The organism is Stenotrophomonas sp. TWI602 (assembly GCF_039674045.1).
Lineage (GTDB): Bacteria > Pseudomonadota > Gammaproteobacteria > Xanthomonadales > Xanthomonadaceae > Stenotrophomonas.
In genome coordinates this window covers 1-22,741 of the sequence record NZ_JBDJMT010000030.1, presented here as the reverse complement: position 1 = coordinate 22,741, position 22,741 = coordinate 1, and the positions used below count along the sequence as shown (strand labels likewise).

The window sequence follows — 22,741 nt, the reverse complement described above, 5'->3', positions numbered from 1 at the left end:
GTTGCTTGCGATAAGCTGCTGGCCATTCAAGTCGTCATTTTAAGGCTCAGATGCCCCCGATGCCCGCATTGATTCGCATCTCCAGCGTTCTGCTGCTGTGTTTGTTCACCGCCAACGCCCTGGCCGCCCCCCCGGCAGCCCCGGCCAAAGGCAAGAACAGCACGGCCGAGGCGGTCCCCCTGGCCCCGGTCATGGCGGGCGAATTCGCCCTGCAGGCAGGCAAACTGGGCGACGCCGCGCGCTGGTACCTGGAGGCGGCCGAGGCCAGTGAAGGCGATGCCGGCCTGGCCGAGCGCGCCTCCCGGATCGCCATGCTGGCCAACGATGACAAGCGCGCCGCCCGCGCGCTGGCCCTGTGGGAGCAGCGTGCGCCGCGCTCACTGGCCATGCGCAGCAGCACCGCCGCGCTGGACATGCGCCAGAACAAGGTGAAGGCCGCCCGCACCGAACTGCAGGCGCTGCTCAAGGACCCGGACCCCACCGCCTGGAAGTTCGCGATCGGCGCCCTGATCAGCGGCGGCAGCGACCCCAAGGTCCCGGCCCAGGTGCTGGGCGAGCTGGTGGATGCCAATGCCATCCCCGACCGCCTGGAGGTCTGGCAGGAGTTCGGCCGTCTGGCCATGCGCATGGAGCAGCCCGAGCTGGCCCGGCGCATGGTCGATGAGGTGGTCAAGCGTTTCCCGGACGAGCCGCGCGTGGCCCTGCTGCACGCCAGTCAGCTCAACCAGGCCGGCAAGTCTGAAGAGGCGCTGGCCCTGTTGAAGGGCGTGGAGCCCAAGACCACGCAGGACCCCGAGCTGCGCAACGCGGTGGCGATCTCCTACGACCTGATGGGCCAGCCTGCTGCGGCCGAGCGCGTGCTGGCGGTCGGCCCGCAGGATGTGCAGACCTACGGCATGCGCGCCTCGCTGCTGGCCAAGCAGAAGGACGACCCGGGCCTGCTGGCCCTGTATACCGAACTCTCCGGGCAGGCGACCAAGCCGGATCCGGCCCAGCGCCTGCTGCTGGGCAAGATCGCCGAGTACCTCAAGCGCTACGAGGAAGCGGTCAACTGGTATCACAGTGTGCCCGGTGGCCCGGAGCGCGATGAGTCGCGCCTGCGCGCGGCCAACGCGCAGAACGAACTGGGCCGCACCGACAAGGCGCTGGCCGAAGTACACGCGATCCAGTCCGACGCGACCGTCGATGACGATGCCCGCCGCGATGCCTATCTGCTCGAGGCCGAGCTGCGCCAGCGCGGCAACGACGATGCCGGCGAACTGGACGCGCTGGCCCGTGGCCTGGCCGCGTATCCGGACGAGAACGCGCTGCTGTATGCCCGCGCCCTGGCCTGGGAGCGTCGCGACGACATCCCGCGCGCCGAGGCCGACCTGCGCAAGGTGCTGGTCACCGATCCGGAGAACATCGCCGCGCTCAACGCGCTCGGCTATACCTTGGCCGACCGCACGCAGCGTTATCAGGAAGCCTTGGAACTGATCGACCGCGCGCGCGTGGCCGAGCCGGACAACGCCGCCATCGTCGACAGTTACGGCTGGGTGCTGTATCGCCTGGGCCGCAACGAAGAAGCACTGGTGCAGCTGCGCCGCGCCTGGACGCTGGCCAAGGATGCGGAGATCGCCGCGCATGTCGGCGAGGTGCTGTGGGTGTTGAACAAGAAGGACGAGGCGCGCCACTTCTTTGAGGAGGCTCGCAAGCTGGACCCGGACAACCGCGCCCTGCAGCGCGTGATCGAGAAATACGGCGTATGAATCTGCTGTCCCTGAAGGCCGCGTTTGCCGCGGCCGTGGCGTTGTCGCTCTCCGCCTGCGTGTCCCTGGATGAGCGCAAGGCGCCCTCCGCCCCGACCGTGGTCACCACCGTCTCTCCCGCTGCGCAGCAGGCCGAGGCCGAGCGTGTCACTGCGGTGCGCGCGCAGCCGGCCTGGTCGTTCCAGGGCCGGGTGGCGATCAGCAAGGGCCGCAACGGTGGCAACGGCCGCATCGACTGGCAGCAGCAGGGCCAGGGATATGTGGTGGAACTCAGCGCCCCGGTCACCCGGCAGAGCTGGAAGCTGACCGGCGACAGCCATCACGAGGGTGGCCGACTGGAAGGTCTGGAAGGCGGCACGCGCCAGGGCGACGATGCCCAGCAGGTCCTGCTGGACGCCACCGGCTGGGATATCCCGGTCAACCAGCTGCCCGATTGGGTGCGCGGCCTGATCGCCGATGCGGCCCCGGCCGAGCGCATCGAGCGCGACGGCGAAGGCCGCCCGCGTCGCGTGCAGCAGCTGGGCTGGGAGATCCAATACCTGGATTGGTACCCGGCCGAGGCTGGTCGCCCGGTGCTGCCGCGCCGGATCGAAGCGGTCAATGGCGACGCCAAGGTCCGCCTGGTGGTCGACAGCTGGGTGCTGGCCACGCCATGAGCAGGCTGGATGCAGTCGACGGCGGGTCGACCTGGCCGGCCCCGGCCAAGCTGAATCTGTTCCTCCACATCACCGGGCGGCGCCCGGACGGTTACCACCAGTTGCAGACCGTGTTCCGGCTGCTGGATTGGGGCGATCGGATCCATCTGCGTGTCCGCGACGATGGTCGGATCCGCCGTGAGGGCCCCTCCGTGGCCGGCGTTGCCGAGGCCGATGATCTGGCGATCCGCGCCGCGCACCTGTTGAAGGCTGCAGCGAACATCGTCCAAGGTGCCGATATCGGCGTCGAAAAGCGCGTTCCCGCTGGCGGCGGCTTCGGCGGCGGGTCCTCCGATGCCGCCACTGTGCTGGTCGCACTGAACCGCCTGTGGGGCGCCGGTCTGGAGGTCGATGCGCTGGCCGCGCTGGGTCTGCAGCTGGGCGCGGATGTGCCGGTTTTCGTGCGCGGGCACAACGCCTGGGCCGAGGGCGTGGGCGAACTGCTGACCCCGATCGCCCTGCCGCCGGCCTGGTTTGTGCTGGTCCACCCCGGCGTTCACGTACCGACCCCCGCACTTTTCGCATCACCGGATTTGACGCGGGATGCCCCAGTGGCGAAAATAGCGGACTTCGCTTCCGGGTCTTTGCTCGGGAATGCGTTCGAGCCGGTCCTGCGCCGCCGCGAACCTGCCGTAGAGGCAGCGCTCGCAGCGTTGAGCAGTATCGGCCGGGCACGACTCACCGGGTCGGGAAGCGGTTGTTTCGTCGAGTTCGCCACGCGCGCTGCTGCAGAGCAGGGCCTGGCGCAATTGCCGAAGGAACTGCGGGCATGGGTGGCTGCGGGCGTGGAGCGCTCGCCACTGCTTGATGTACTCGAGCGTTACTGATTTTGATGCAGGGGCGTCGCCAAGAGGCCCAAGGCACCAGGTTTTGATCCTGGCATTCGGAGGTTCGAATCCTCCCGCCCCTGCCACTAGCGGATATCTGCCGCGACTCCATGCGCATGTCTGCGCGGGCGCGGTGCATACGCCGCGGTGTTGTCACCGCAGACACCTCCGGGTGCCGGCGGCCCAGTTCTCCGCCAATCGCTCCCGCCCGAGACCGTCATGATGCAAGAACACCCCAACCTGCTGGTATTTTCCGGCAACGCCAACAAGCGCCTTGCGCAGAGCATCTGCAAGGAACTGGGGGTGCGGCCTGGCAAGGCATTGGTGTCGCGCTTCTCCGATGGTGAAGTGCAGGTCGAGATCGAGGAAAACGTCCGTAAGCAGGACGTGTTCGTGATCCAGCCGACCTGTGCACCCAGCGCAGAGAACCTGATGGAACTGCTGGTCCTGATCGATGCGCTCAAGCGCGCTTCGGTCAACAGTGTCACCGCCGTGGTGCCGTATTTCGGCTACTCGCGCCAGGATCGCCGCATGCGGTCCTCGCGCGTGCCGATCACCGCCAAGGTGGCTGCAAAGATGTTCAGCGCTGTCGGGGCTGACCGGGTACTGACGGTGGATCTGCATGCCGATCAGATCCAGGGTTTCTTCGACATGCCGGTGGACAACGTATACGCCTCGCCGCTGCTGCTCGCCGATATCTGGCGCGCCTACGGCACGGAAAACCTGATCGTGGTGTCCCCGGACGTGGGCGGTGTGGTGCGCGCGCGCGCCGTCGCCAAGCGCCTGGACGATGCCGATCTGGCGATCATCGACAAGCGCCGCCCGCGCGCCAACGTCTCCACCGTGATGAACATCATCGGTGACGTCGAAGGCAAGACCTGCGTGATGGTCGATGACATCGTCGATACCGCCGGCACCCTGTGTGCGGCCGCTGCAGCCCTGAAGGCGCGTGGCGCCCTCAAGGTCGCCGCGTACTGCACCCACGCCGTGCTCTCGGGCCCGGCGGTGGACAACATCAACAACTCCCAGCTCGATGAGCTGGTGGTGACCGACACCATCCCGCTGCGTGAAGAGGCGCGGGTGTGCAGCAAGATCCGCCAGCTCAGCGTGGCGGAAATGCTGGCCGAGACGATGCGCCGCATCGCCTTCGGTGAGTCGGTCAGCTCGCTGTACGTGGATTGATTTTTCCGCCCACCGGCAACGGTGGGTGGTTTCCCGGGGAGATCTGGTCGCGGATCTCCCCTCATCGCCTCGCCCTCATGGCGCGGCAAACAACGAAGGTAGTAAATCAGCATGGCCAAGAATCATGAAATCAAGGTCGTCCAGCGCGAACTGCAAGGCAAGGGTGCGAGCCGCCGCCTGCGTGGCGCTGGCCAGATCCCGGCGATCATCTACGGCGGCGACGTCGAGCCGAGCGTCATCCAGCTCAACCACAACGAAATCTGGCTGGCCCAGCAGAACGAGTGGTTCTACTCGTCCATCCTGGACCTGAATCTGGATGGCAAGGTCACCAAGGTGCTGCTGCGTGACATGCAGCGCCACCCGTTCAAGCAGCTGATCCTGCATCTGGATTTCCTGCGCGTGAACGAGAACGAAGCGCTGACCGCCAACGTCCCGCTGCACTTCATCAACGAAGACACCTCGCCGGCCGGCAAGGCTGCCGACGTCGTGGTCACCCACGAACTGAAGGAAGTGAGCATCACCTGCCTGCCGAAGGACCTGCCGGAATCGATCGACGTCGACCTGGCCGACCTGAAGGCTGGTGACGTGATCTACCTGTCGGACATCAAGCTGCCGAAGGGCGTCGAGATCCCGGCCCTGGCCCAGGGCAAGGACCATGACGACGCGATCGTCACCGCCAAGCTCGGCAAGGAAGAAGCTGCCGACGAAGCGCCGGCTGCAGAGTAAGTGATTGCGGCGCCTGTCCTTCGGGGCAGGCGCCGTTTCTGTATGTACCGGCACAGGGCCGGTACCGACGAAAGAAGAGTAATGACAGGATTGCGATTGATCGTTGGTCTGGGCAACCCCGGACCCGAGCACGCCCAGACCCGGCACAATGCCGGGTTTCGTTTCATTGACGCCCTGGTCGAACAGGCCGGCGCGCGCTGGAGCGTGGACAGCAAGTTGTTCGGCGAGACCGCCAAGGTCGATATCGCCGGCCAGCCGGTATGGCTGCTCAAGCCCGCCACCTTCATGAACCTCAGTGGCAAATCGGTCACCGCGGCGCAGCGCTTCTGGAAGATCGAACCGGAAGAAACGCTGCTGGCGCACGACGAGCTGGACCTGCCGCCCGGCGTGGCACGGCTCAAGTTCGACGGTGGCCACGGCGGCCAGAATGGCCTGCGCGACACCATCCGCCTGCTCGGCCATGGCAGATTCCACCGCCTGCGCATCGGCATCGGCCATCCCGGCCACAAGGACCGCGTGGTCCCGTGGGTGCTGGGGCGCGCCAGCAAAGACGATGATGTGCTGATTGGTCATGCCATCGAAGATGCGATCGACGTGCTGCCGCTGGCGGTATCCGGCGATTACAGTGAGGCGATGAAGCGCCTCCACACCCCGAAATAACCACGGTGTACCGACCAACGGTCGGTACCTACCACCCCAGAGGTTGTCAAAGATGGGTATCAAATGCGGCATCGTCGGTCTGCCCAACGTCGGCAAATCGACCCTGTTCAATGCGCTGACCAAGGCGGGCATCGCGGCGGCCAACTTCCCGTTCTGCACGATTGAACCGAACGTCGGCATCGTGCCGGTGCCGGATCCGCGCCTGAACGAGCTGGCGGCCATCATCAACCCGCAGAAGGTCATCCCGACCGCGGTGGAGTTCGTGGACATCGCCGGCCTCGTCGCCGGCGCGGCCAGTGGTGAAGGCCTGGGCAACAAGTTCCTGGCCCACATCCGCGAAGTGGATGCGATCACCCACGTGGTGCGCTGCTTCGAGAATGCCGACGTCATCCACGTCAACAACAAGGTCGACCCGCTCTCGGATATCGACACCATCGATACCGAACTGGCCCTGGCCGATCTGGACAGCGTCGAGAAGGCGCTGAACCGCGCCGAGCGCGCTGCCAAGGGGGGCGACAAGGAAGCCGCGGCCCGCAAGCCGGTGCTGGCCAAGCTGCAGGCTGCGCTGGCCGACGGCAAGGCCGGTCGTACCGCTGGCCTGGACGAGGAAGAGAAGGCGCTGGTCCGTGATCTGTTCCTGCTGACCCTCAAGCCGGTGATGTACATCGCCAACGTGCTGGAAGACGGCTTCGAGAACAACCCGCATCTGGATGCCGTGCGCGCCCGTGCCGCCGAGGAAGGCGCGCAGGTGGTGCCGGTGTCGGCCGCGATCGAAGAAGAGCTGTCCCAGCTCGACGACGAAGACCGCGACACCTTCCTGGCCGATCTGGGCCTGTCCGAGCCGGGCTTGAACCGCGTGATCTACGCCGCGTACCAGCTGCTGGGTCTGCAGACCTACTTCACCGCAGGCGTGAAGGAAGTCCGCGCATGGACCGTGCGCAAGGGCGCCACCGCTCCGCAGGCCGCCGCCGTGATCCATACCGACTTCGAGAAGGGCTTCATCCGCGCCGAAACCATCGCGTATGACGACTTCATCAAGTACAAGGGCGAGGCCGGTGCCAAGGAAGCGGGTCGTCTGCGTCTGGAAGGCAAGGAATACCGCGTCCAGGAAGGCGACATCCTGCACTTCCGCTTCAACGTCTGAGTTCCTCGCACGTTGATGCCCGCAACGCCCCGCCCTGAGCGGGGCGTTTGCGTTTTTGGGGAGCGCATTCCACACCCGGCATGGACTGGATAAAAATTGACCAGGCGCCGAAACCCTTGCCTGGTATGCCTCCGCCTCACTTGTCCACAACAAACCCCCACGCCTCTCCACGCACCATGTGGAAAACCCGCGCGCGGTAGTGCCGGCCGCTGGCCGGCAACCCATCTGACCCGCCCGCCAGCGACGTGGACAATTTCTGACCACCACTGAAAACCGTTGCAGTGCATCGCTCACCCGGGGTTGTCCACAGCAAACCCCCATCGCTTTCCACGGTGTGTGTGGAAAACCGCGATCCGCGGCTGGACAAAAAATAGCCACGCCCTGAAAGCATTGTGCCGCATGGCTTGCATGCACTTGTCCACACCAAACCCCCATGGCTTTCCACGTGGCGTGTGGAAAACACGGTGGCCGCGCCGCATCGCGGGCAACGCGCAAAAAAAAGACGGAGGCAATGCCTCCGTCCTTGATCCCCTATCGGCAGTGAAACGGCGCTTACAACGCCGTACCGCCAAACTTGTGGGTGTACTGCAGGTTGATCGTCCGGCCCACGGTGTCGAACCAGGAGACGTCGTAGTACGGATACGGCGTGTACGTCACATCCTTCGGCGGCAGCTTGTTGGCGATGTTGACCACCGACAGCGACAGGCGCGAATGATCATCGAAGCGGTACTGCAACGACACGTTGTAGCGGTACGTCGCCCCGATCCACGGGCTGTCGCCGCTGTCCGGATCGAAACTCTGGTCATAGCTGTCGTAGGTTGGCAGTTTGCCCAGGCGCGAGCCGTACAGCGTGGCCGACCACGCCGCGTTCTCCCAGGTCACGCTCGCACTGGTCTTGGTGCGCGGAATGTCGAAACCGCTGTTGATCGCGAACTGGTCCTCGACCACATCGCCCTCGAACTGCTGGAAATCGTGCGTCTTCACCCAGGTGTGGTTGCCACTGAGGATGAAATCGCCGATCCCGGTGCTCAGGCGGTAGCGCAGGCCCACATCGATGCCGCGGGTCGTTTCGCGCGCGATGTTGATCGGGCTCACGTGCACGCCATACAGGCGGCCATCACTGGTGCGGGTAACCCGGCTGATCGCATCCACGCAGGTCGGCGACGCCGCGTCCGCGTCGCCCAGGCGGCAGGCCGCCTCGTCGCGCAGAATCGTGCTCACATCCATGTCCTGCACCTGGTCGCGCATGTCGATATCGAACCAGTCCACGGACAGATCCAGGCCCGCTGCCGGCGACCACACAAAACCAGCACTCCACGACGTGCTGGTTTCCGGGTCCAGCTGGCGGTTGCCTTCGCGCGTGCGGATCAGGTTCTCTTCGTAATCCGAACAGTCATCGCCGCCGTCCACCGCGCAGGTGTAATAGTCGTTGGCACTGGTTTCATCGTTGCCCGGGCCGGCATACACGTAGTGCAGGTCGGGCGCGCGGAACGCGGTGCCGTAGGAGCCGCGCACCAGCAGCGTGTCGATCGGGCGCCACTCCAGGCCACCGCTCCAGGTCGCCTTGCCGATCGTGTTGCCGGAGTAACGGTACTGGTCGAAGCGGCCGGCCAGGCTGACGTTGAACGTGTCATGCAGCGGCAGGCGCAGCTCGGCCGCGGTCGCCCAGCGGTTGCGGCTGCCGTGCCCGTCCGAATCCTTCCAGCTGTAGTAGTAGTACTGCGTGGCCAGCGGGTCCGGGTTCAGTGCGTAGGACTGATTGCCGAACTCGGCGGTCGCCGCGAAGCCGGCCTTGCCACCCGGCAGCTCGAACAGCTCGCCATTGGTCAGGGTCAGCGCGGCAGTCTCGGTGCGCGACTTCGGGGTATAGGTGGTGCGTGCGGCGATCGAATCGTACTCGCTGCGGCTCAGCGGCCGGTACAGGCGCGCCGGGTCGGCGTTGAACACCGGGAACACGTTGTCGTCGTCATCGGTGTACTCGCCCAGCTGCTCGCCCAGGAACAGTGCATTGGCCTTGGCGGCGATGATCTGCGGCCAGCGGATGCTGGACTGGTACTGCGAATGGCTCAGCGACGCCTCGTATTCCCAGTCCGCACCGAGCGCGCCCTTGAAGCCGGTGGTCACGCTGAAGGTCTTCTGGGTGCTGCGCACCATGCCGTTGTCGAGTCCGCCCATTTCCTCGGGGGAGAACTGGCGCTGCCAGAACTCGACCTGGTCGGTGGCCTGGTTGTAGAAGTAGCCGTCCTCGTTGCCGTCGGCGGCCATGCGGCCCCACTGGGTGACATCGCGCATCAGCGCCAGGTCGTGGTAACCCATCTGCACATCGGCGAACCACTCCGCGCCGTTGTCGAAGGCGTAGCGCAGCGAGGCATAGCCGTTGGCACCGCGGCGTTTGCTCAGGATCGTGCCGTAGCCGATCGAGCGGTCGCTGCCGCAGTAGAAGCCATATCGCGCACGCTCGGCGTACTGGGTGCTGCCGTTGTTTTGGCCGGCCAGCGCATCGCAGGTGGCCTGGCCCGGGTCCAGGTAGTCGTCGTTGTAGTCGGTGCGCAGGTAGGCGCGGCGCAGGGCGCGGGCGCTCTCGGTCGGCGCGTCCAGCGTGGAATCCTGCTGCCCACGCTCATAGGCCCACAGCGGGGTCTGCGACTGCAGTTCCAGGCTGTAGACCGCGCTGAAACGGCCGGCGTCGAAGCCACTGGCGATGCTCATGTCGAAGGACTCACCACCGCCTTCGCTGGTGGTGCCCATGCGCATGTCGACCGTGGTGCCATCCACCTGCTTCTTCAGGATGAAGTTGACCACGCCGGCGATCGCGTCAGAACCATAGATCGCCGAGGCGCTGCCGGTCAGCACTTCGATGCGCTCGATCATCCCGATCGGGATGTTGGAGACGTCGGTGAAGTTGCTGCGGCCCTGGAAGGGCATCGGGAAATCGGCGATGCGGCGGCCGTTGACCAGCACAAGGGTGTGGTTGGGGCCAAGGCCGCGCAGGTCGACCTGCTGCGCACCGGGGGAGAAGTCCGCGCCGCTGGAGGACTGCTGGCTCTGGGTCTCGCCCCCGTTCTGGGTCATCGAGCGCAGCACGTCCGGCACGCTGGTGAAGCCGCTGGCCTGGATCTGCTCGGCAGTGATGACGGTGACCGGGGCCGGCCCCTCCACCTGCGCACGCGGAATGCGCGAGCCGGTGACCTGCACCGTATCCAGTTGCTGCACCCCGGGGGCGGGCGTCTGGGCGCCCGCAGTTGCGGCCACACCCATCAACGCCAGCTGGATCGACCACGCCATCGCCTGTTTACGCATGAGAATTCTCGAGAAGAAAGTGTCGGCCTCGAGGGAGGCCTGTCCCCCATTCACATTTCGTGAATGGACGGCGCGCATTTAACGCCTTTTTTACGGGGTTGACCACTGCCAATTTCTCTGGCAAAGAGTGAAAGCGCTTACACTCCCGTTTTATTCAGGGAGGTCAACGTGCACAAGGGTTTCCGGCCGATCCATTCCCTTCTGTGGTTGCTGCTTGCAGCGCTCTCGCTCCCCCTCCACGCCCAGAATCCGCGCAGTCTGCAGGATCGGGGCTACCGCTATTACGAGGTCGGCGCCCTGCAGGCCCCGCGGGCGCCCCACACCGAGCCGGCGATGATGCTGATGGGCGGCGGCGAGTGGGTGCCGGCAGCCTTCCAATGGTGGGTGGCGCGCGCCGGCCATGGCCGGGTGGTTATCCTGCGCGCGTCCGGTGCCGATGAGCTGCAGAACCGGCTCTATCGGGAGATCGGCGGCGTGGCATCGGTACAGACCCTGGTGTTCAACAGTCGGCGCGCGGCCGACGACCCGGCCGTGCTGGGGGTGATCGCTGCCGCCGATGCGATCTTCATCGCCGGCGGCGACCAGGCGCGCTATATCCGTTTCTGGAAGGGCACGGCGGTGAACGCGGCGCTCAATGCACACGTCCGCGCCGGCCGGCCGATCGCCGGCACCAGTGCCGGGTTGGCCATCCTGGGGGGCTACAGCTACGGCGCCCTGGATGGCGGCAGCGTGACGTCCCGCCGCGCGCTGCGCGATCCGATGGGCAGGGCCGTGACCCTGGACAGTGATTTCCTGGCCATGCCGTACCTGTCCAACGTGGTCACCGATACCCACTTCGGCAAGCGCGACCGGCTCGGCCGCCTGATCGTCTTCGTGGCCCGTGCCGCCCAGCGCAGTGGGCAGCAGAACATGGTCGGCCTCGGCGTAGATGAAGACACCGCGCTGTGTGTCGAGGCCGACGGCACCGGCCAGGTGTTCAGCCGCGACGGCGGTTTTGCGTGGCTGGTGATGCCGCAGCGCGCGGCCGATCGCCTGCGCGGCGGTAAACCGCTGGATTTTCTCGCCATTCCGGTGACCGGGGTGGGCGAAGGAAGTCGCCTGCATCTGGATGGCTTCCAGGTGGACGACGCGGCGTTCGAGATGACGGCCGATATCCGCGAGGGGCGCCTGCAGCTGCGCCGGTAGATCCACGCCATGCGTGGATGCTGTCGCGCGCGTTGTGAGGTCGCGGCCACGCGCGTGGGTGGCCCGTCGCGCGTGCCATGATGCGGCCTCGTCCCTTGAGAGTGCCTGTCCATGTCGCGTTCTGCTGTGGTGGTGTTGTCGCTGTGCCTGTCGCTCCCGCTGGCCGCCGCCGCCGCCGAGCCTGTACTGGTCATACACGGCGGGGCGGGGGTGGAGCGCAAGGATCTGTCGCCCGCCGAAGAAACCGCCGCGCGCGCGGCCCTGCAGCAGGCGCTGTTGAAAGGCCATGCCGCGCTGGCGGCGGGCAAGCCGGCACTGGAAGCCGTTACCGCGGCGATCACCGTGCTCGAGGACGATCCCACCTTCAATGCCGGCAAAGGGGCGGTGTTCACCCACGATGGCCGCAACGAACTGGATGCCTCGCTGATGGACGGCGCCACGCTCAAGGCGGGCGCGGTGGCCGGCGTGCAGCGCGTGCGCAACCCGATCCTGCTCGCTGAAGCGGTGATGCAGCATTCTCCGCACGTGATGATGGTCGGGCAGGGCGCCGAGGCGTTCGCCAGCAGCCAGGGCATTGCCCTGGTGGATCCGTCCTACTTCCGCACCGACAAGCGCTGGCAGCAGCTGCAGAAGGCGCTGAAGGAAGAGGCCAGCGGCCAGGCCCATGCGGATCTGGAAACGGCGCGGCACTTTGGCACCGTCGGGGCGGTCGCGCTGGACAAGGACGGCAAGCTTGCCGCCGGCACCTCCACCGGAGGGATGACCAACAAGCGCTATGGCCGCGTGGGCGACTCACCGATCATCGGCGCGGGCACCTATGCCGATGCAGGATGCGCGGTATCGGGCACGGGCTGGGGCGAGTACTACATCCGCACGGCGGCCGCGCACGATATCTGTGCCCGCATGCAGTACCTCAAGCAGGGGCCGGTGGATGCGGGACGCGCGGTGATCAACGAGCGCATTCCCGCCCTCGGTGGCGATGGCGGCGCGATCGTGCTCGCCGCCGACGGCCGCGCGGCGACCCCGTTCAACACCCAGGGCATGTATCGCGGCTGGATCGGTGCCGATGGCGTACCGCATGTGGCGATCTTCGCCACCGAAACCCTGCCGTTGCCGGGCCAATAGCCCGTCCCGGCAAGGCAATTCGACATTCATGTGAAAAAGTTCAAAAAGGTTGTTGACAGAACCCCCGTTTATCCCCAAAATTCACGGCTCTTCCACCCCACACCGAAAACGCTTCGGCGCCACGGGACAGGGTGGTAAGGAGGGATACCCAAGCGGCCAACGGGGGCAGACTGTAAATCTGCTGGCTTACGCCTTCGGTGGTTCGAATCCACCTCCCTCCACCAGTTTCATGTTGTGGCAAGAGCTTCCGATGCGGGAGTAGTTCAATGGTAGAACCTCAGCCTTCCAAGCTGATGGTGCGGGTTCGATCCCCGTCTCCCGCTCCATTGAATGAGTTTGAATATATTCAAATTCGTGCCATAATACAAAACTCGCTCACGTAGCTCAGTCGGTAGAGCACCTCCTTGGTAAGGAGGAGGTCGAAGGTTCGATTCCTTTCGTGAGCACCATCTAAGTGCTACCAATTCAGACGATTTCGAGATAAGCAGCCATGGCCAAGGGTAAGTTCGAGCGCACCAAGCCGCACGTCAATGTCGGCACCATCGGTCACGTTGACCACGGCAAGACCACGCTGACCGCCGCACTGACCAAGATCGGTGCCGAGCGCTTTGGCGGTGAGTTCAAGGACTACTCGTCGATCGACGCCGCGCCGGAAGAAAAGGCGCGTGGCATCACGATCTCGACCGCACACGTCGAATACGAATCCACCGAACGTCATTACGCCCACGTCGATTGCCCGGGCCATGCTGACTACGTCAAGAACATGATCACCGGTGCTGCCCAGATGGACGGCGCGATCCTGGTCTGTTCGGCTGCTGACGGCCCGATGCCGCAGACCCGTGAGCACATCCTGCTCTCGCGTCAGGTCGGCGTGCCGTACATCGTCGTCTTCCTGAACAAGGCAGACATGGTCGATGACGCCGAGCTGCTGGAGCTGGTTGAAATGGAAGTCCGCGAGCTGCTGAGCAAGTACGACTTCCCGGGCGATGACACCCCGATCATCTCGGGTTCGGCCCGCCTGGCGCTGGAAGGCGACCAGAGCGAGATCGGCGTGCCGGCCGTGATCAAGCTGGTCGAAGCTCTCGACAGCTGGATCCCGACCCCGGAACGTGACATCGACAAGCCCTTCCTGATGCCGGTCGAAGACGTGTTCTCTATCTCGGGCCGCGGCACCGTAGTGACCGGTCGTATCGAGCGCGGCGTGATCAAGGTCGGCGAAGAAATCGAAATCGTCGGTATCCGTCCGGTCCAGAAGACCACCGTCACCGGCGTGGAAATGTTCCGCAAGCTGCTCGACCAGGGTCAGGCAGGCGACAACGCCGGTCTGCTGCTGCGCGGCACCAAGCGTGACGACGTCGAGCGTGGCCAGGTCCTGGCCAAGCCGGGTTCGATCAAGCCGCACACCACCTTCGACGCCGAAGTGTACGTGCTGTCCAAGGACGAAGGTGGCCGTCACACCCCGTTCTTCAAGGGCTACCGTCCGCAGTTCTACTTCCGTACCACCGACATCACCGGCGCTTGCGAACTGCCGGAAGGTGTGGAAATGGTGATGCCGGGCGACAACGTGAAGATGGTTGTCACCCTGATCAACCCGGTCGCCATGGATGAAGGCCTGCGCTTCGCGATTCGCGAAGGCGGCCGTACCGTCGGCGCCGGCGTGGTCTCCAAGATCATCGCGTAATACTGCAATACCGGCGGTCGCATAGCGCTGCTGCCGGTCTCGCGAGTGGCGGGCCGGGAACCTCGGTCCGCCTTCGCCGTCTTAGGGAAGGCAAGTTTTTTCAGTACGCCAGTAGCTCAATTGGCAGAGCAGCGGTCTCCAAAACCGCAGGTTGGGGGTTCGAGTCCCTCCTGGCGTGCCACTTCTCCCTTCCAGCGGCTATGCCGCCACAGCAGCCAGAGCCGGATGAACAGCAAGATCGAGCATTCCAAAGACAACGCCTCCACTGGAGGTGACATCGTCAAGTACGCCGTCGCAGCGATCCTGGTGCTGGCGGGTCTTTTTGCTTGGTATTGGTTCGGTGCTCCTGAGCATGCCTCCCAGAGTGCATGGGCCGGTCCGCTTCGCGGTCTGGCCGTTGTCGTTGGCCTGGTGGCCGGCCTCGGCGTGTTCCTGTTGACCGGCAAGGGTCGCGACACGCGGGAATTCCTTTCCGAATCGCGTTTCGAACTGCGCAAGGTGGTCTGGCCGACGCGCCAGGAAGCCATTCGCATGACCTGGGTGGTGATCGTTGTGGTGATCATCCTCAGCCTGCTGCTGGGCGGATTTGACTTCGTGATTCAGAAATTGACCCAGTGGTTCCTGGGTCGATAAGGAGAAACCAGTGAAGCGTTGGTACGTCGTTCACGCCTATTCGGGCTTCGAAAAGTCGGTTGCGCAGGCTCTGCGCGATCGCATCGTGCGTGACGAGATGCAGGAGCGCTTCGGTGACGTCCTGGTCCCGACCGAGGAAGTGGTTGAAATGCGCGCCGGCCAGAAGCGCCGTTCCGAGCGCAAGTTCTTCCCGGGTTACGTGCTGGTCCAGATCGAGACCCACGAAGAAAACGGTATCCCGCGCATCGACAACGAAAGCTGGCACCTGGTCAAGGACACCTCCAAGGTGATGGGCTTCATCGGCGGTACCGCCGATCGTCCGCTGCCGATCCGTGATGAAGAGGCTGCCGCCATCCTGGACCGCGTTCAGGAAGGTGTGGAAAAGCCCCGTCCGAAGGTGCTGTTCGAGCCGGGCCAGATGGTCCGTGTCACCGAAGGTCCGTTCAACGACTTCAACGGTGTGGTCGAGGAAGTCAACTACGAGAAGAGCCGTCTGCGCGTCTCGGTGCTGATCTTCGGTCGCGCCACCCCGGTCGAGCTCGAATTCGGCCAGGTCGAAAAGGCCGTCTGAGCCTGGGGCGGCAGGGTTCCGGGCGGCCGCCCGGAACCTGAACAGCCTGCGCCCGTCAGCCTTGAGGCAAGGGCGGAAAAAACCTGATATAGTGCGCGGCTTCCTGCCAGGAAGCTGGCAAAAAGCAAGGGCCGCCGCGAGGTGGCCTTCTGCGTGAATTCAAAACGCGATGCCGGGACGCGTGATTCCCGGTCCGATGGGGAGCCTGTTGTCGTAAGGCGCTAGCACCCGGAGAGCATACTCATGGCAAAGAAAGTTGTCGGTTATATCAAGCTGCAGGTGAAGGCCGGTCAGGCCAACCCCTCGCCGCCGGTCGGTCCTGCGCTGGGTCAGCGTGGCCTGAACATCATGGAATTCTGCAAGGCCTTCAATGCCGCCACGCAGAAGCTGGAGCCGGGTCTGCCGGTGCCGGTCATCATCACGGCCTACTCGGACCGTACCTTCACCTTCATCACCAAGAGCACCCCGGCTGCCGTGCTGCTCAAGAAGGCTGCAGGCATCTCCTCGGGCTCCAAGCGCCCGAACACCGAGAAGGTGGGCCAGGTGACCCGCAAGCAGCTCGAAGAGATCGCCAAGACCAAGGAAGCAGACCTGACGGCTGCCGATCTGGATGCCGCGGTGCGCACCATCGCCGGTTCTGCCCGTTCCATGGGCCTCGTGGTAGAGGGTTAAGAAGATGGCACAGACCAAGCGTGAGAAGGCCATCAAGGCCGCCGTCGTCCCGGGCAAGGCATACGCCTTCGAGGACGCCATCAAGATCCTGAAGACCGCTACCAAGGCCAAGTTCGTCGAGTCCTTCGACGTTGCTGTGCGCCTGGGCGTGGACGCCAAGAAGTCCGACCAGCAGGTGCGCGGTTCCACCGTGCTGCCGTCCGGTACCGGCAAGAGCGTGCGCGTTGCCGTCTTCGCACCGGCCGGTGCCAAGGCTGACGAAGCCCTGGCCGCTGGCGCCGAAGCCGTGGGCATGGACGACCTGGCCGAGAAGATGCAGGCCGGCGATCTGAACTACGACGTCGTCATCGCGACCCCGGACGCCATGCGCGTCGTGGGTAAGCTGGGCACCGTGCTCGGCCCGCGCGGCCTGATGCCGAACCCGAAGGTCGGCACCGTGTCGGCCAACCCGGGCGAAGCCGTCAAGAATGCCAAGTCGGGTCAGGTGCGTTACCGCACTGACAAGGCCGGCATCATCCATTGCACCATCGGCAAGGCCGACTTCGCCGAAGACGCGCTGAAGTTGAACCTGCAGGCGCTGCTGATGGATCTGGTCAAGGCCAAGCCGGCCACCTCGAAGGGCACCTACCTGCAGAAGGTTTCGGTCAGCTCGACGATGGGCCCGGGCGTGACCATCGACCAGTCCTCGCTGTCGCTGAAGTAATCGTTTCAAGCGGGTGCCGGACCCCGGTCCGGTACCCGCGATATTTGAAGGCAATCCGAGTGGGGCTCGCCCTGCAGAGATAGCCGTCAAAGACCGCAGGCGCGGTCAGTACATACCGGCGACGGGCAAGGATGCTCGCATTGGCAGGGAGTCGCCGCCGGCGCAGTACCGAACGCTTAATCGATTCCCCCGGGAATCACCCTGCGTAGATGGTGCCCTTCTGGAGTTTTTCTGGTTTACGCACGTCTGGGTTCTCCCAGGTTGGCCATCCAGGTCTAGAACGGCCCACCCTTGGAACATCACCTGATGTTCCCGGCGTCCAGGATGGATGCCGCCCAGGACCGCACACGGCAGGAGCCGTAAGCGGAGTTCAATTGGAGGAGTGCAATGGCTCTCAATCTGTCCCAGAAGCAAGAAGTAGTCGCCGAGCTGGCAGACGTCGCCGCCAAGGCCCACTCCTTGATCGCAGCCGAATACGCTGGCACCACGGTCTCCCAGATGACCGCGATGCGCAAGCAGGCACGCGAAACCGGCGTTTTCTTGAAAGTTGTCAAGAACACGCTGGCGGCACGTGCAGTGGAAGGTACCGAATACGAATGCGCCAAAGACGCGCTCGTCGGTCCGCTGCTGTACGCGTTCTCGCTCGAGGAGCCCGGCGCAGCCGGTCGCCTGATCAAGGATTTTGCCAAGACCAACGACAAGCTGCAGGCAAAGGTCGTGGCCATCGGCGGGGAACTGTTCCCGGCTGGCCATGTCGACGTGCTGGCCTCGCTGCCGACCCGTGATCAGGCTCTGGCCATGCTGGCCCGCGTCCTGGCCGAGCCGGCCACGATGTTCGCCCGTGCCGTCAAGGCCGTGGCCGACAAGCAGGGTGGCGGTGAAACCGCTGACGCTGCCGAGCCGGTCGCCGAAACCGCCTGAGTCGACGTTTCCGTGGTTCCGAACGGAACCTCAACCCAGAAAATTATCCAAAGGTAATCAAAATGTCCCTTACCAACGAACAGATCGTCGACGCCATCGCCGAGAAGTCCCTGATGGAAGTGATGGAGCTGGTCAAGGCCATCGAAGAGAAGTTCGGCGTCTCCGCCGCTGCTCCGGTCGCCGCAGCTGCTGCTGCTGGCCCGGCTGCCGCTGTTGAAGAGCAGACCGAATTCGACGTCATCCTGAAGTCGGCCGGCGACAAGAAGGTCGAAGTCATCAAGGCTGTCCGCGCCATCACCGGCCTGGGCCTGAAGGAAGCGAAGGATCTGGCAGAAGCCGGCGGCATGATCAAGGAAGCCGCTTCGAAGGACGACGCTGCCAAGTTCAAGAAGGACCTGGAAGCTGCTGGCGCGACTGTCGAAGTCAAGTAAGCAGTTCCTTGCCTCGCCATCGAAACACGGCGATGCAGCCAAGGCTGGGGGCGTAAGCCCCCGGCCTTTGGTCGTTTCACGCAACACCCGAAATACGAGCCCAACACGGGCTGCGGTCATCCCCCGTCACAGCGGCGCCCAGGCGCGCGGGCAGGGGAGTGGATGCAGACGAGTTGGCAGTTGGAAGTAGCGGGAGAAGGCGTGCTGGTGCCGGCAATACCAGCGACTTCCAACTGACAATTTCAGTTTCCCCTCGGGTCGTGGACGCACGATCCGCACAGCCAAGGTGATACCTCATGACGTCTTATTCGTTCACCGAAAAGAAGCGTATCCGCAAGGATTTCGGCAAGCAGCGCTCGATCCTCGAAGTGCCGTTCCTGCTTGCCATCCAGGTCGATTCCTACCGTGAATTCCTGCAGGAAAACGTCGATCCGGCCAAGCGCACGGACCACGGCCTGCATGCCGCCCTGAAGTCGGTGTTCCCGATCTCCAGCTACAGCGGCAACGCTGCCCTGGAATACGTCGGCTACAAGCTCGGCGATCCCGTGTTCGACGAGCGCGAGTGCCGCCAGCGTGGCATGAGCTACGGCGCGCCGCTGCGCGTGACCGTGCGCCTGGTGATCTACGACCGTGAGTCGTCGACCAAGGCCATCAAGTACGTGAAGGAGCAGGAGGTCTACCTCGGCGAAATCCCGCTGATGACCGACAACGGCACCTTCATCGTGAACGGTACCGAGCGCGTGATCGTCTCGCAGCTGCACCGTTCGCCGGGTGTGTTCTTCGACCACGACCGTGGCAAGACCCACAGCTCGGGCAAGCTGCTGTACAGCGCCCGCATCATCCCGTACCGCGGTTCCTGGCTGGACTTCGAGTTCGACCCGAAGGATGCCCTGTTCACCCGTATCGATCGTCGCCGCAAACTGCCGGTCTCGATCCTGCTGCGTGCGCTGGGTTACAGCAACGAAGAGATGCTGGCCGAGTTCTTCGAGATCAACACGTTCCACATCAACCCCGATGAAGGCGTGCAGCTCGAACTGGTGGCCGAGCGTCTGCGCGGCGAGACCCTGAACTTCGACCTGGCCGACGGTGACAAGGTCATCGTGGAAGCCGGCAAGCGCATCACCGCGCGTCACGTCAAGCAGCTGGAAGCCTCGGGCATCGCCGCCCTGGCCGTGCCGGACGATTACATCGTCGGCCGCATCCTGTCGCACGACGTGGTCGATGCCAACACCGGTGAACTGCTGGCCCAGGCCAACGACGAAATCACCGACGAGCAGCTGCAGGCCTTCCGCAAGGCCGGTGTGGATGCCGTGGGCACCCTGTGGGTGAACGATCTGGATCGTGGCCCGTACCTGTCCAACACCCTGCGCATCGATCCGACCAAGACCCAGCTGGAAGCCCTGGTCGAGATCTACCGCATGATGCGTCCGGGCGAGCCGCCGACCAAGGATGCCGCGCAGAACCTGTTCCACAACCTGTTCTTCACCTTCGAGCGCTACGACCTGTCCACGGTCGGCCGCATGAAGTTCAACCGCCGTGTCGGCCGCAAGGCTGTCACCGGCGAAGCCGTGCTGTACGACCGCAAGTACTTCGGTGAGCGCAACGACGAAGAGTCCAAGCGCCTGGTCGCCGAGCACGCCGACACCTCCGACATCCTGGAAGTGATCAAGGTCCTGACCGAGATCCGCAACGGTCGTGGCGTGGTCGATGACATCGATCACCTGGGCAACCGTCGTGTGCGTTCGGTCGGTGAAATGGCCGAGAACGTGTTCCGCGTGGGCCTGGTCCGCGTCGAGCGCGCGGTCAAGGAACGCCTGTCGATGGCCGAATCCGAAGGCCTGACCCCGCAGGAGCTGATCAACGCCAAGCCGGTCGCCGCGGCCATCAAGGAGTTCTTCGGCTCCTCGCAGCTGTCCCAGTTCATGGATCAGAACAACCCGCTGTCGGAAGTGACGCACAAGCGTCGCGTCTCGGCCCTGGGCCCGGGCGGTCTGACCCGCGAACGCGCCGGCTTCGAAGTGCGCGACGTGCACCCGACCCATTACGGCCGCGTCTGCACCATCGAAACGCCGGAAGGCCCGAACATCGGCCTGATCAACTCGCTGGCCGTGTACGCCCGCACCAACCAGTACGGCTTCCTCGAAACCCCGTACCGCAAGGTTGCTGACGGCAAGGTCTCCGACGAGATCGAATTCCTGTCGGCCATCGAAGAGAACGAGTACGTCATCGCCCAGGCCAACGCCCTGACCGATGCCAAGAGCATGCTCACCGAGCAGTTCGTGCCGTGCCGCTTCCAGGGTGAGTCGCTGCTCAAGCCGCCGGCAGAAGTCCACTTCATGGACGTCTCGCCGATGCAGACCGTGTCGATCGCTGCCGCGCTCGTCCCGTTCCTGGAGCACGATGACGCCAACCGTGCACTGATGGGCGCCAACATGCAGCGTCAGGCCGTGCCGACCCTGCGTGCCCAGAAGCCGCTGGTGGGTACCGGTATCGAACGCGCCGTGGCCCGTGACTCCGGTGTGACCGTGAACGCCCGTCGTGGCGGCGAGATCGTGCAGATCGACGCCGGCCGCATCGTGGTCAAGGTCAACGAAGTGGAAATCACCGACGCGACCGACGCCGGCGTGGATATCTACAACCTGATCAAGTACACCCGTTCCAACCAGAACACCTGCATCAACCAGCGTCCGCTGGTGGAAGTGGGCAACGTGGTGGCGCGTGGCGACGTGCTGGCTGATGGTCCGTCCACCGACATCGGCGAACTGGCCCTGGGCCAGAACATGCTGATCGCCTTCATGCCGTGGAACGGCTACAACTTCGAAGACTCCATCCTGCTTTCCGAGCGTGTGGTGGAAGAGGATCGTTACACCACGATCCACATCGAAGAGCTGACCTGCGTTGCGCGTGACACCAAGCTGGGGCCGGAGGAAATCTCCGCCGACATCCCGAACGTGTCCGAGCAGGCCCTGAACCGTCTGGACGAGTCGGGCGTGGTGTACATCGGCGCCGAAGTGCGTGCCGGCGACATCATGGTCGGCAAGGTCACCCCGAAGGGCGAAAGCCAGCTGACCCCGGAAGAGAAGCTGCTCCGCGCGATCTTTGGCGAGAAGGCCTCGGACGTGAAGGACAGCTCGCTGCGCGTGCCGCCGGGCATGGACGGCACCGTCATCGACGTGCAGGTCTTCACCCGCGATGGTATCGAGAAGGACAAGCGCGCCCGTCAGATCGAAGAGTCTGAAATCAAGCGCGTCAAGAAGGACTTCGACGACCAGTTCCGCATCCTGGAAGGTGCCATCTACGCCCGTCTGCGTTCGCAGATCGTGGGCAAGGTGGTCAACGGCGGTGCCAACCTGAAGAAGGGCGACACCGTTACCGACGCCTACCTGGACGGCCTGAAGAAGGCGGACTGGTTCGTGCTGCGCATGAAGGACGAGGACGCCTCGGAAGCCATCGAACGCGCCCAGAAGCAGATCCAGGCGCACGAGAAGGAATTCGAGCGTCGCTTCGCCGACAAGCGCGGCAAGATCACCGCGGGCGACGATCTGGCCCCGGGCGTGCTGAAGATGGTCAAGGTCTTCCTGGCCGTGAAGCGTCGCATCCAGCCGGGTGACAAGATGGCAGGCCGCCACGGCAACAAGGGTGTGGTCTCCAACGTGGTGCCGGTCGAAGACATGCCGTACATGGCCTCGGGCGAAACCGTGGACATCGTGCTGAACCCGCTGGGCGTGCCGTCGCGTATGAACATCGGCCAGATTCTGGAAGTGCATCTGGGTTGGGCCGCCAAGGGCCTGGGTCGCAAGATCCAGGGCATGCTGGAAGCCCAGGCCGCGATCAACGACCTGCGCACGTTCCTGGACGACGTGTACAACCACGACAAGACCCAGCACGCCAACCACGTCGATCTGACCCAGTTCAGCGACGAGGAGCTGCTGCGCCTGGCCGCCAACCTGACCGACGGCGTGCCGATGGCAACGCCGGTGTTCGACGGTGCCACCGAAGCCGAGATCAAGCACATGCTTGCCCTGGCCGACCTGCCGCTGAGCGGCCAGACCCAGCTGTATGACGGCCGCACCGGTGAGGCATTCGATCGCCACACCACCGTGGGCTACATGCACTACCTGAAGCTGAACCACCTGGTCGACGACAAGATGCACGCCCGTTCGACCGGCCCGTACTCGCTCGTTACCCAGCAGCCGCTGGGCGGCAAGGCGCAGTTCGGTGGCCAGCGCTTCGGTGAAATGGAAGTCTGGGCGCTGGAAGCCTACGGCGCGGCCTACACCCTGCAGGAAATGCTGACGGTGAAGTCCGATGACGTGCAGGGCCGCAACCAGATGTACAAGAACATCGTCGACGGTGAGCACGAGATGGTCGCGGGCATGCCGGAATCCTTCAACGTGCTCGTGAAGGAAATCCGCTCGCTGGCCATCAACATGGAACTGGACGGCAACTGATCGCGCAGGCGGGGGGGGCCCCCCCACCCCCCGCCCCCCACAGAACCCACACCCCCCCCCCAAACATTATCAACAAAAGGAGCGAA

Annotated in this window: 18 protein-coding genes and 5 tRNA genes; 22 read left to right on the top strand and 1 reads right to left on the bottom strand. The window is 64.5% G+C overall.

From position 1 onward, the window contains the following. Window positions 1–59: 59 nt before the first annotated feature. From ABE483_RS17440 to ychF, 8 genes are all read left to right on the top strand, one after another. Window positions 60–1,748: a tetratricopeptide repeat protein gene (locus ABE483_RS17440; RefSeq protein WP_346482117.1), complete on the top strand. Its 1,689-nt coding sequence runs from the start codon at window positions 60–62 to the stop codon at window positions 1,746–1,748. Then, entirely contained in the window at window positions 1,745–2,404 is a 660-nt protein-coding gene (lolB, locus tag ABE483_RS17435; RefSeq protein WP_313212216.1) for a lipoprotein insertase outer membrane protein LolB, read from the top strand. The genes ABE483_RS17440 and lolB overlap by 4 nt, the downstream gene beginning before the upstream one ends. Continuing rightward, window positions 2,401–3,270 (top strand): 4-(cytidine 5'-diphospho)-2-C-methyl-D-erythritol kinase, encoded by an 870-nt coding sequence (ispE, locus tag ABE483_RS17430; RefSeq protein WP_346482116.1) that lies wholly within the window; start codon window positions 2,401–2,403, stop codon window positions 3,268–3,270. Before lolB ends, ispE begins: the two co-directional genes overlap by 4 nt. A 9-nt stretch (window positions 3,271–3,279) precedes the next feature. Beyond that, a tRNA-Gln gene (locus ABE483_RS17425) sits at window positions 3,280–3,356 on the top strand. Window positions 3,357–3,492: 136 nt separating this feature from the next. Continuing rightward, entirely contained in the window at window positions 3,493–4,452 is a 960-nt protein-coding gene (locus tag ABE483_RS17420; RefSeq protein WP_026070235.1) for a ribose-phosphate diphosphokinase, read from the top strand. A gap of 111 nt (window positions 4,453–4,563) precedes the next feature. Next, entirely contained in the window at window positions 4,564–5,178 is a 615-nt protein-coding gene (locus tag ABE483_RS17415; protein WP_102789571.1) for a 50S ribosomal protein L25/general stress protein Ctc, read from the top strand. Window positions 5,179–5,259: 81 nt separating this feature from the next. Beyond that, the gene (gene pth / locus ABE483_RS17410) at window positions 5,260–5,838 is read left to right on the top strand and encodes an aminoacyl-tRNA hydrolase (protein WP_102789572.1); all 579 of its coding nucleotides are present in this window, start codon (window positions 5,260–5,262) and stop codon (window positions 5,836–5,838) included. Window positions 5,839–5,890: 52 nt separating this feature from the next. Continuing rightward, entirely contained in the window at window positions 5,891–6,982 is a 1,092-nt protein-coding gene (gene ychF / locus ABE483_RS17405) for a redox-regulated ATPase YchF (RefSeq protein ID WP_088434937.1), read from the top strand. Between the two features lie 552 nt (window positions 6,983–7,534). On the opposite strand, the gene ABE483_RS17400 is transcribed toward ychF, so the two are convergent. Continuing rightward, window positions 7,535–10,282: a TonB-dependent receptor gene (locus tag ABE483_RS17400; protein ID WP_313217309.1), complete on the bottom strand. Its 2,748-nt coding sequence runs from the start codon at window positions 10,280–10,282 to the stop codon at window positions 7,535–7,537. A gap of 168 nt (window positions 10,283–10,450) precedes the next feature. On the opposite strand from ABE483_RS17400, the gene ABE483_RS17395 reads away from it, so the two are divergent. From ABE483_RS17395 to rpoB, 14 genes are all read left to right on the top strand, one after another. Continuing rightward, window positions 10,451–11,467: a cyanophycinase gene (locus ABE483_RS17395; protein WP_313209719.1), complete on the top strand. Its 1,017-nt coding sequence runs from the start codon at window positions 10,451–10,453 to the stop codon at window positions 11,465–11,467. A gap of 111 nt (window positions 11,468–11,578) precedes the next feature. Beyond that, a complete protein-coding gene (locus ABE483_RS17390) occupies window positions 11,579–12,592 on the top strand; it encodes an isoaspartyl peptidase/L-asparaginase (RefSeq protein WP_313209717.1) in 1,014 nt (337 codons plus the stop codon). Between the two features lie 138 nt (window positions 12,593–12,730). Then, window positions 12,731–12,816: transfer RNA gene (locus tag ABE483_RS17385), tRNA-Tyr, on the top strand. A 28-nt stretch (window positions 12,817–12,844) separates the two neighbouring features. After that, window positions 12,845–12,918: transfer RNA gene (locus ABE483_RS17380), tRNA-Gly, on the top strand. A gap of 47 nt (window positions 12,919–12,965) precedes the next feature. Continuing rightward, a tRNA-Thr gene (locus ABE483_RS17375) sits at window positions 12,966–13,041 on the top strand. Window positions 13,042–13,082: 41 nt separating this feature from the next. Continuing rightward, complete coding sequence (gene tuf, locus ABE483_RS17370) at window positions 13,083–14,273, top strand: elongation factor Tu (RefSeq protein WP_152153932.1); 1,191 nt, start codon at window positions 13,083–13,085, stop codon at window positions 14,271–14,273. A gap of 105 nt (window positions 14,274–14,378) precedes the next feature. Continuing rightward, a tRNA-Trp gene (locus tag ABE483_RS17365) sits at window positions 14,379–14,454 on the top strand. 44 nt (window positions 14,455–14,498) lie between these two features. After that, window positions 14,499–14,906: a preprotein translocase subunit SecE gene (gene secE / locus ABE483_RS17360; protein ID WP_121044666.1), complete on the top strand. Its 408-nt coding sequence runs from the start codon at window positions 14,499–14,501 to the stop codon at window positions 14,904–14,906. Window positions 14,907–14,916: 10 nt separating this feature from the next. Next, window positions 14,917–15,477: a transcription termination/antitermination protein NusG gene (nusG, locus tag ABE483_RS17355; RefSeq protein ID WP_019186115.1), complete on the top strand. Its 561-nt coding sequence runs from the start codon at window positions 14,917–14,919 to the stop codon at window positions 15,475–15,477. Window positions 15,478–15,720: 243 nt separating this feature from the next. After that, entirely contained in the window at window positions 15,721–16,149 is a 429-nt protein-coding gene (gene rplK, locus ABE483_RS17350) for a 50S ribosomal protein L11 (protein ID WP_346482115.1), read from the top strand. A gap of 4 nt (window positions 16,150–16,153) precedes the next feature. Continuing rightward, on the top strand, window positions 16,154–16,852 hold the full coding sequence (gene rplA, locus ABE483_RS17345; protein WP_121044663.1) for a 50S ribosomal protein L1: 699 nt from the start codon (window positions 16,154–16,156) through the stop codon (window positions 16,850–16,852). A 387-nt stretch (window positions 16,853–17,239) separates the two neighbouring features. After that, a complete protein-coding gene (gene rplJ, locus ABE483_RS17340) occupies window positions 17,240–17,773 on the top strand; it encodes a 50S ribosomal protein L10 (RefSeq protein WP_121044660.1) in 534 nt (177 codons plus the stop codon). A gap of 62 nt (window positions 17,774–17,835) precedes the next feature. Then, complete coding sequence (gene rplL, locus ABE483_RS17335) at window positions 17,836–18,204, top strand: 50S ribosomal protein L7/L12 (protein WP_019186119.1); 369 nt, start codon at window positions 17,836–17,838, stop codon at window positions 18,202–18,204. Between the two features lie 296 nt (window positions 18,205–18,500). Next, window positions 18,501–22,655, top strand: a complete 4,155-nt coding sequence (gene rpoB / locus ABE483_RS17330) for a DNA-directed RNA polymerase subunit beta (protein ID WP_313209703.1) — start codon at window positions 18,501–18,503, stop codon at window positions 22,653–22,655. Window positions 22,656–22,741 lie beyond the last annotated feature (86 nt).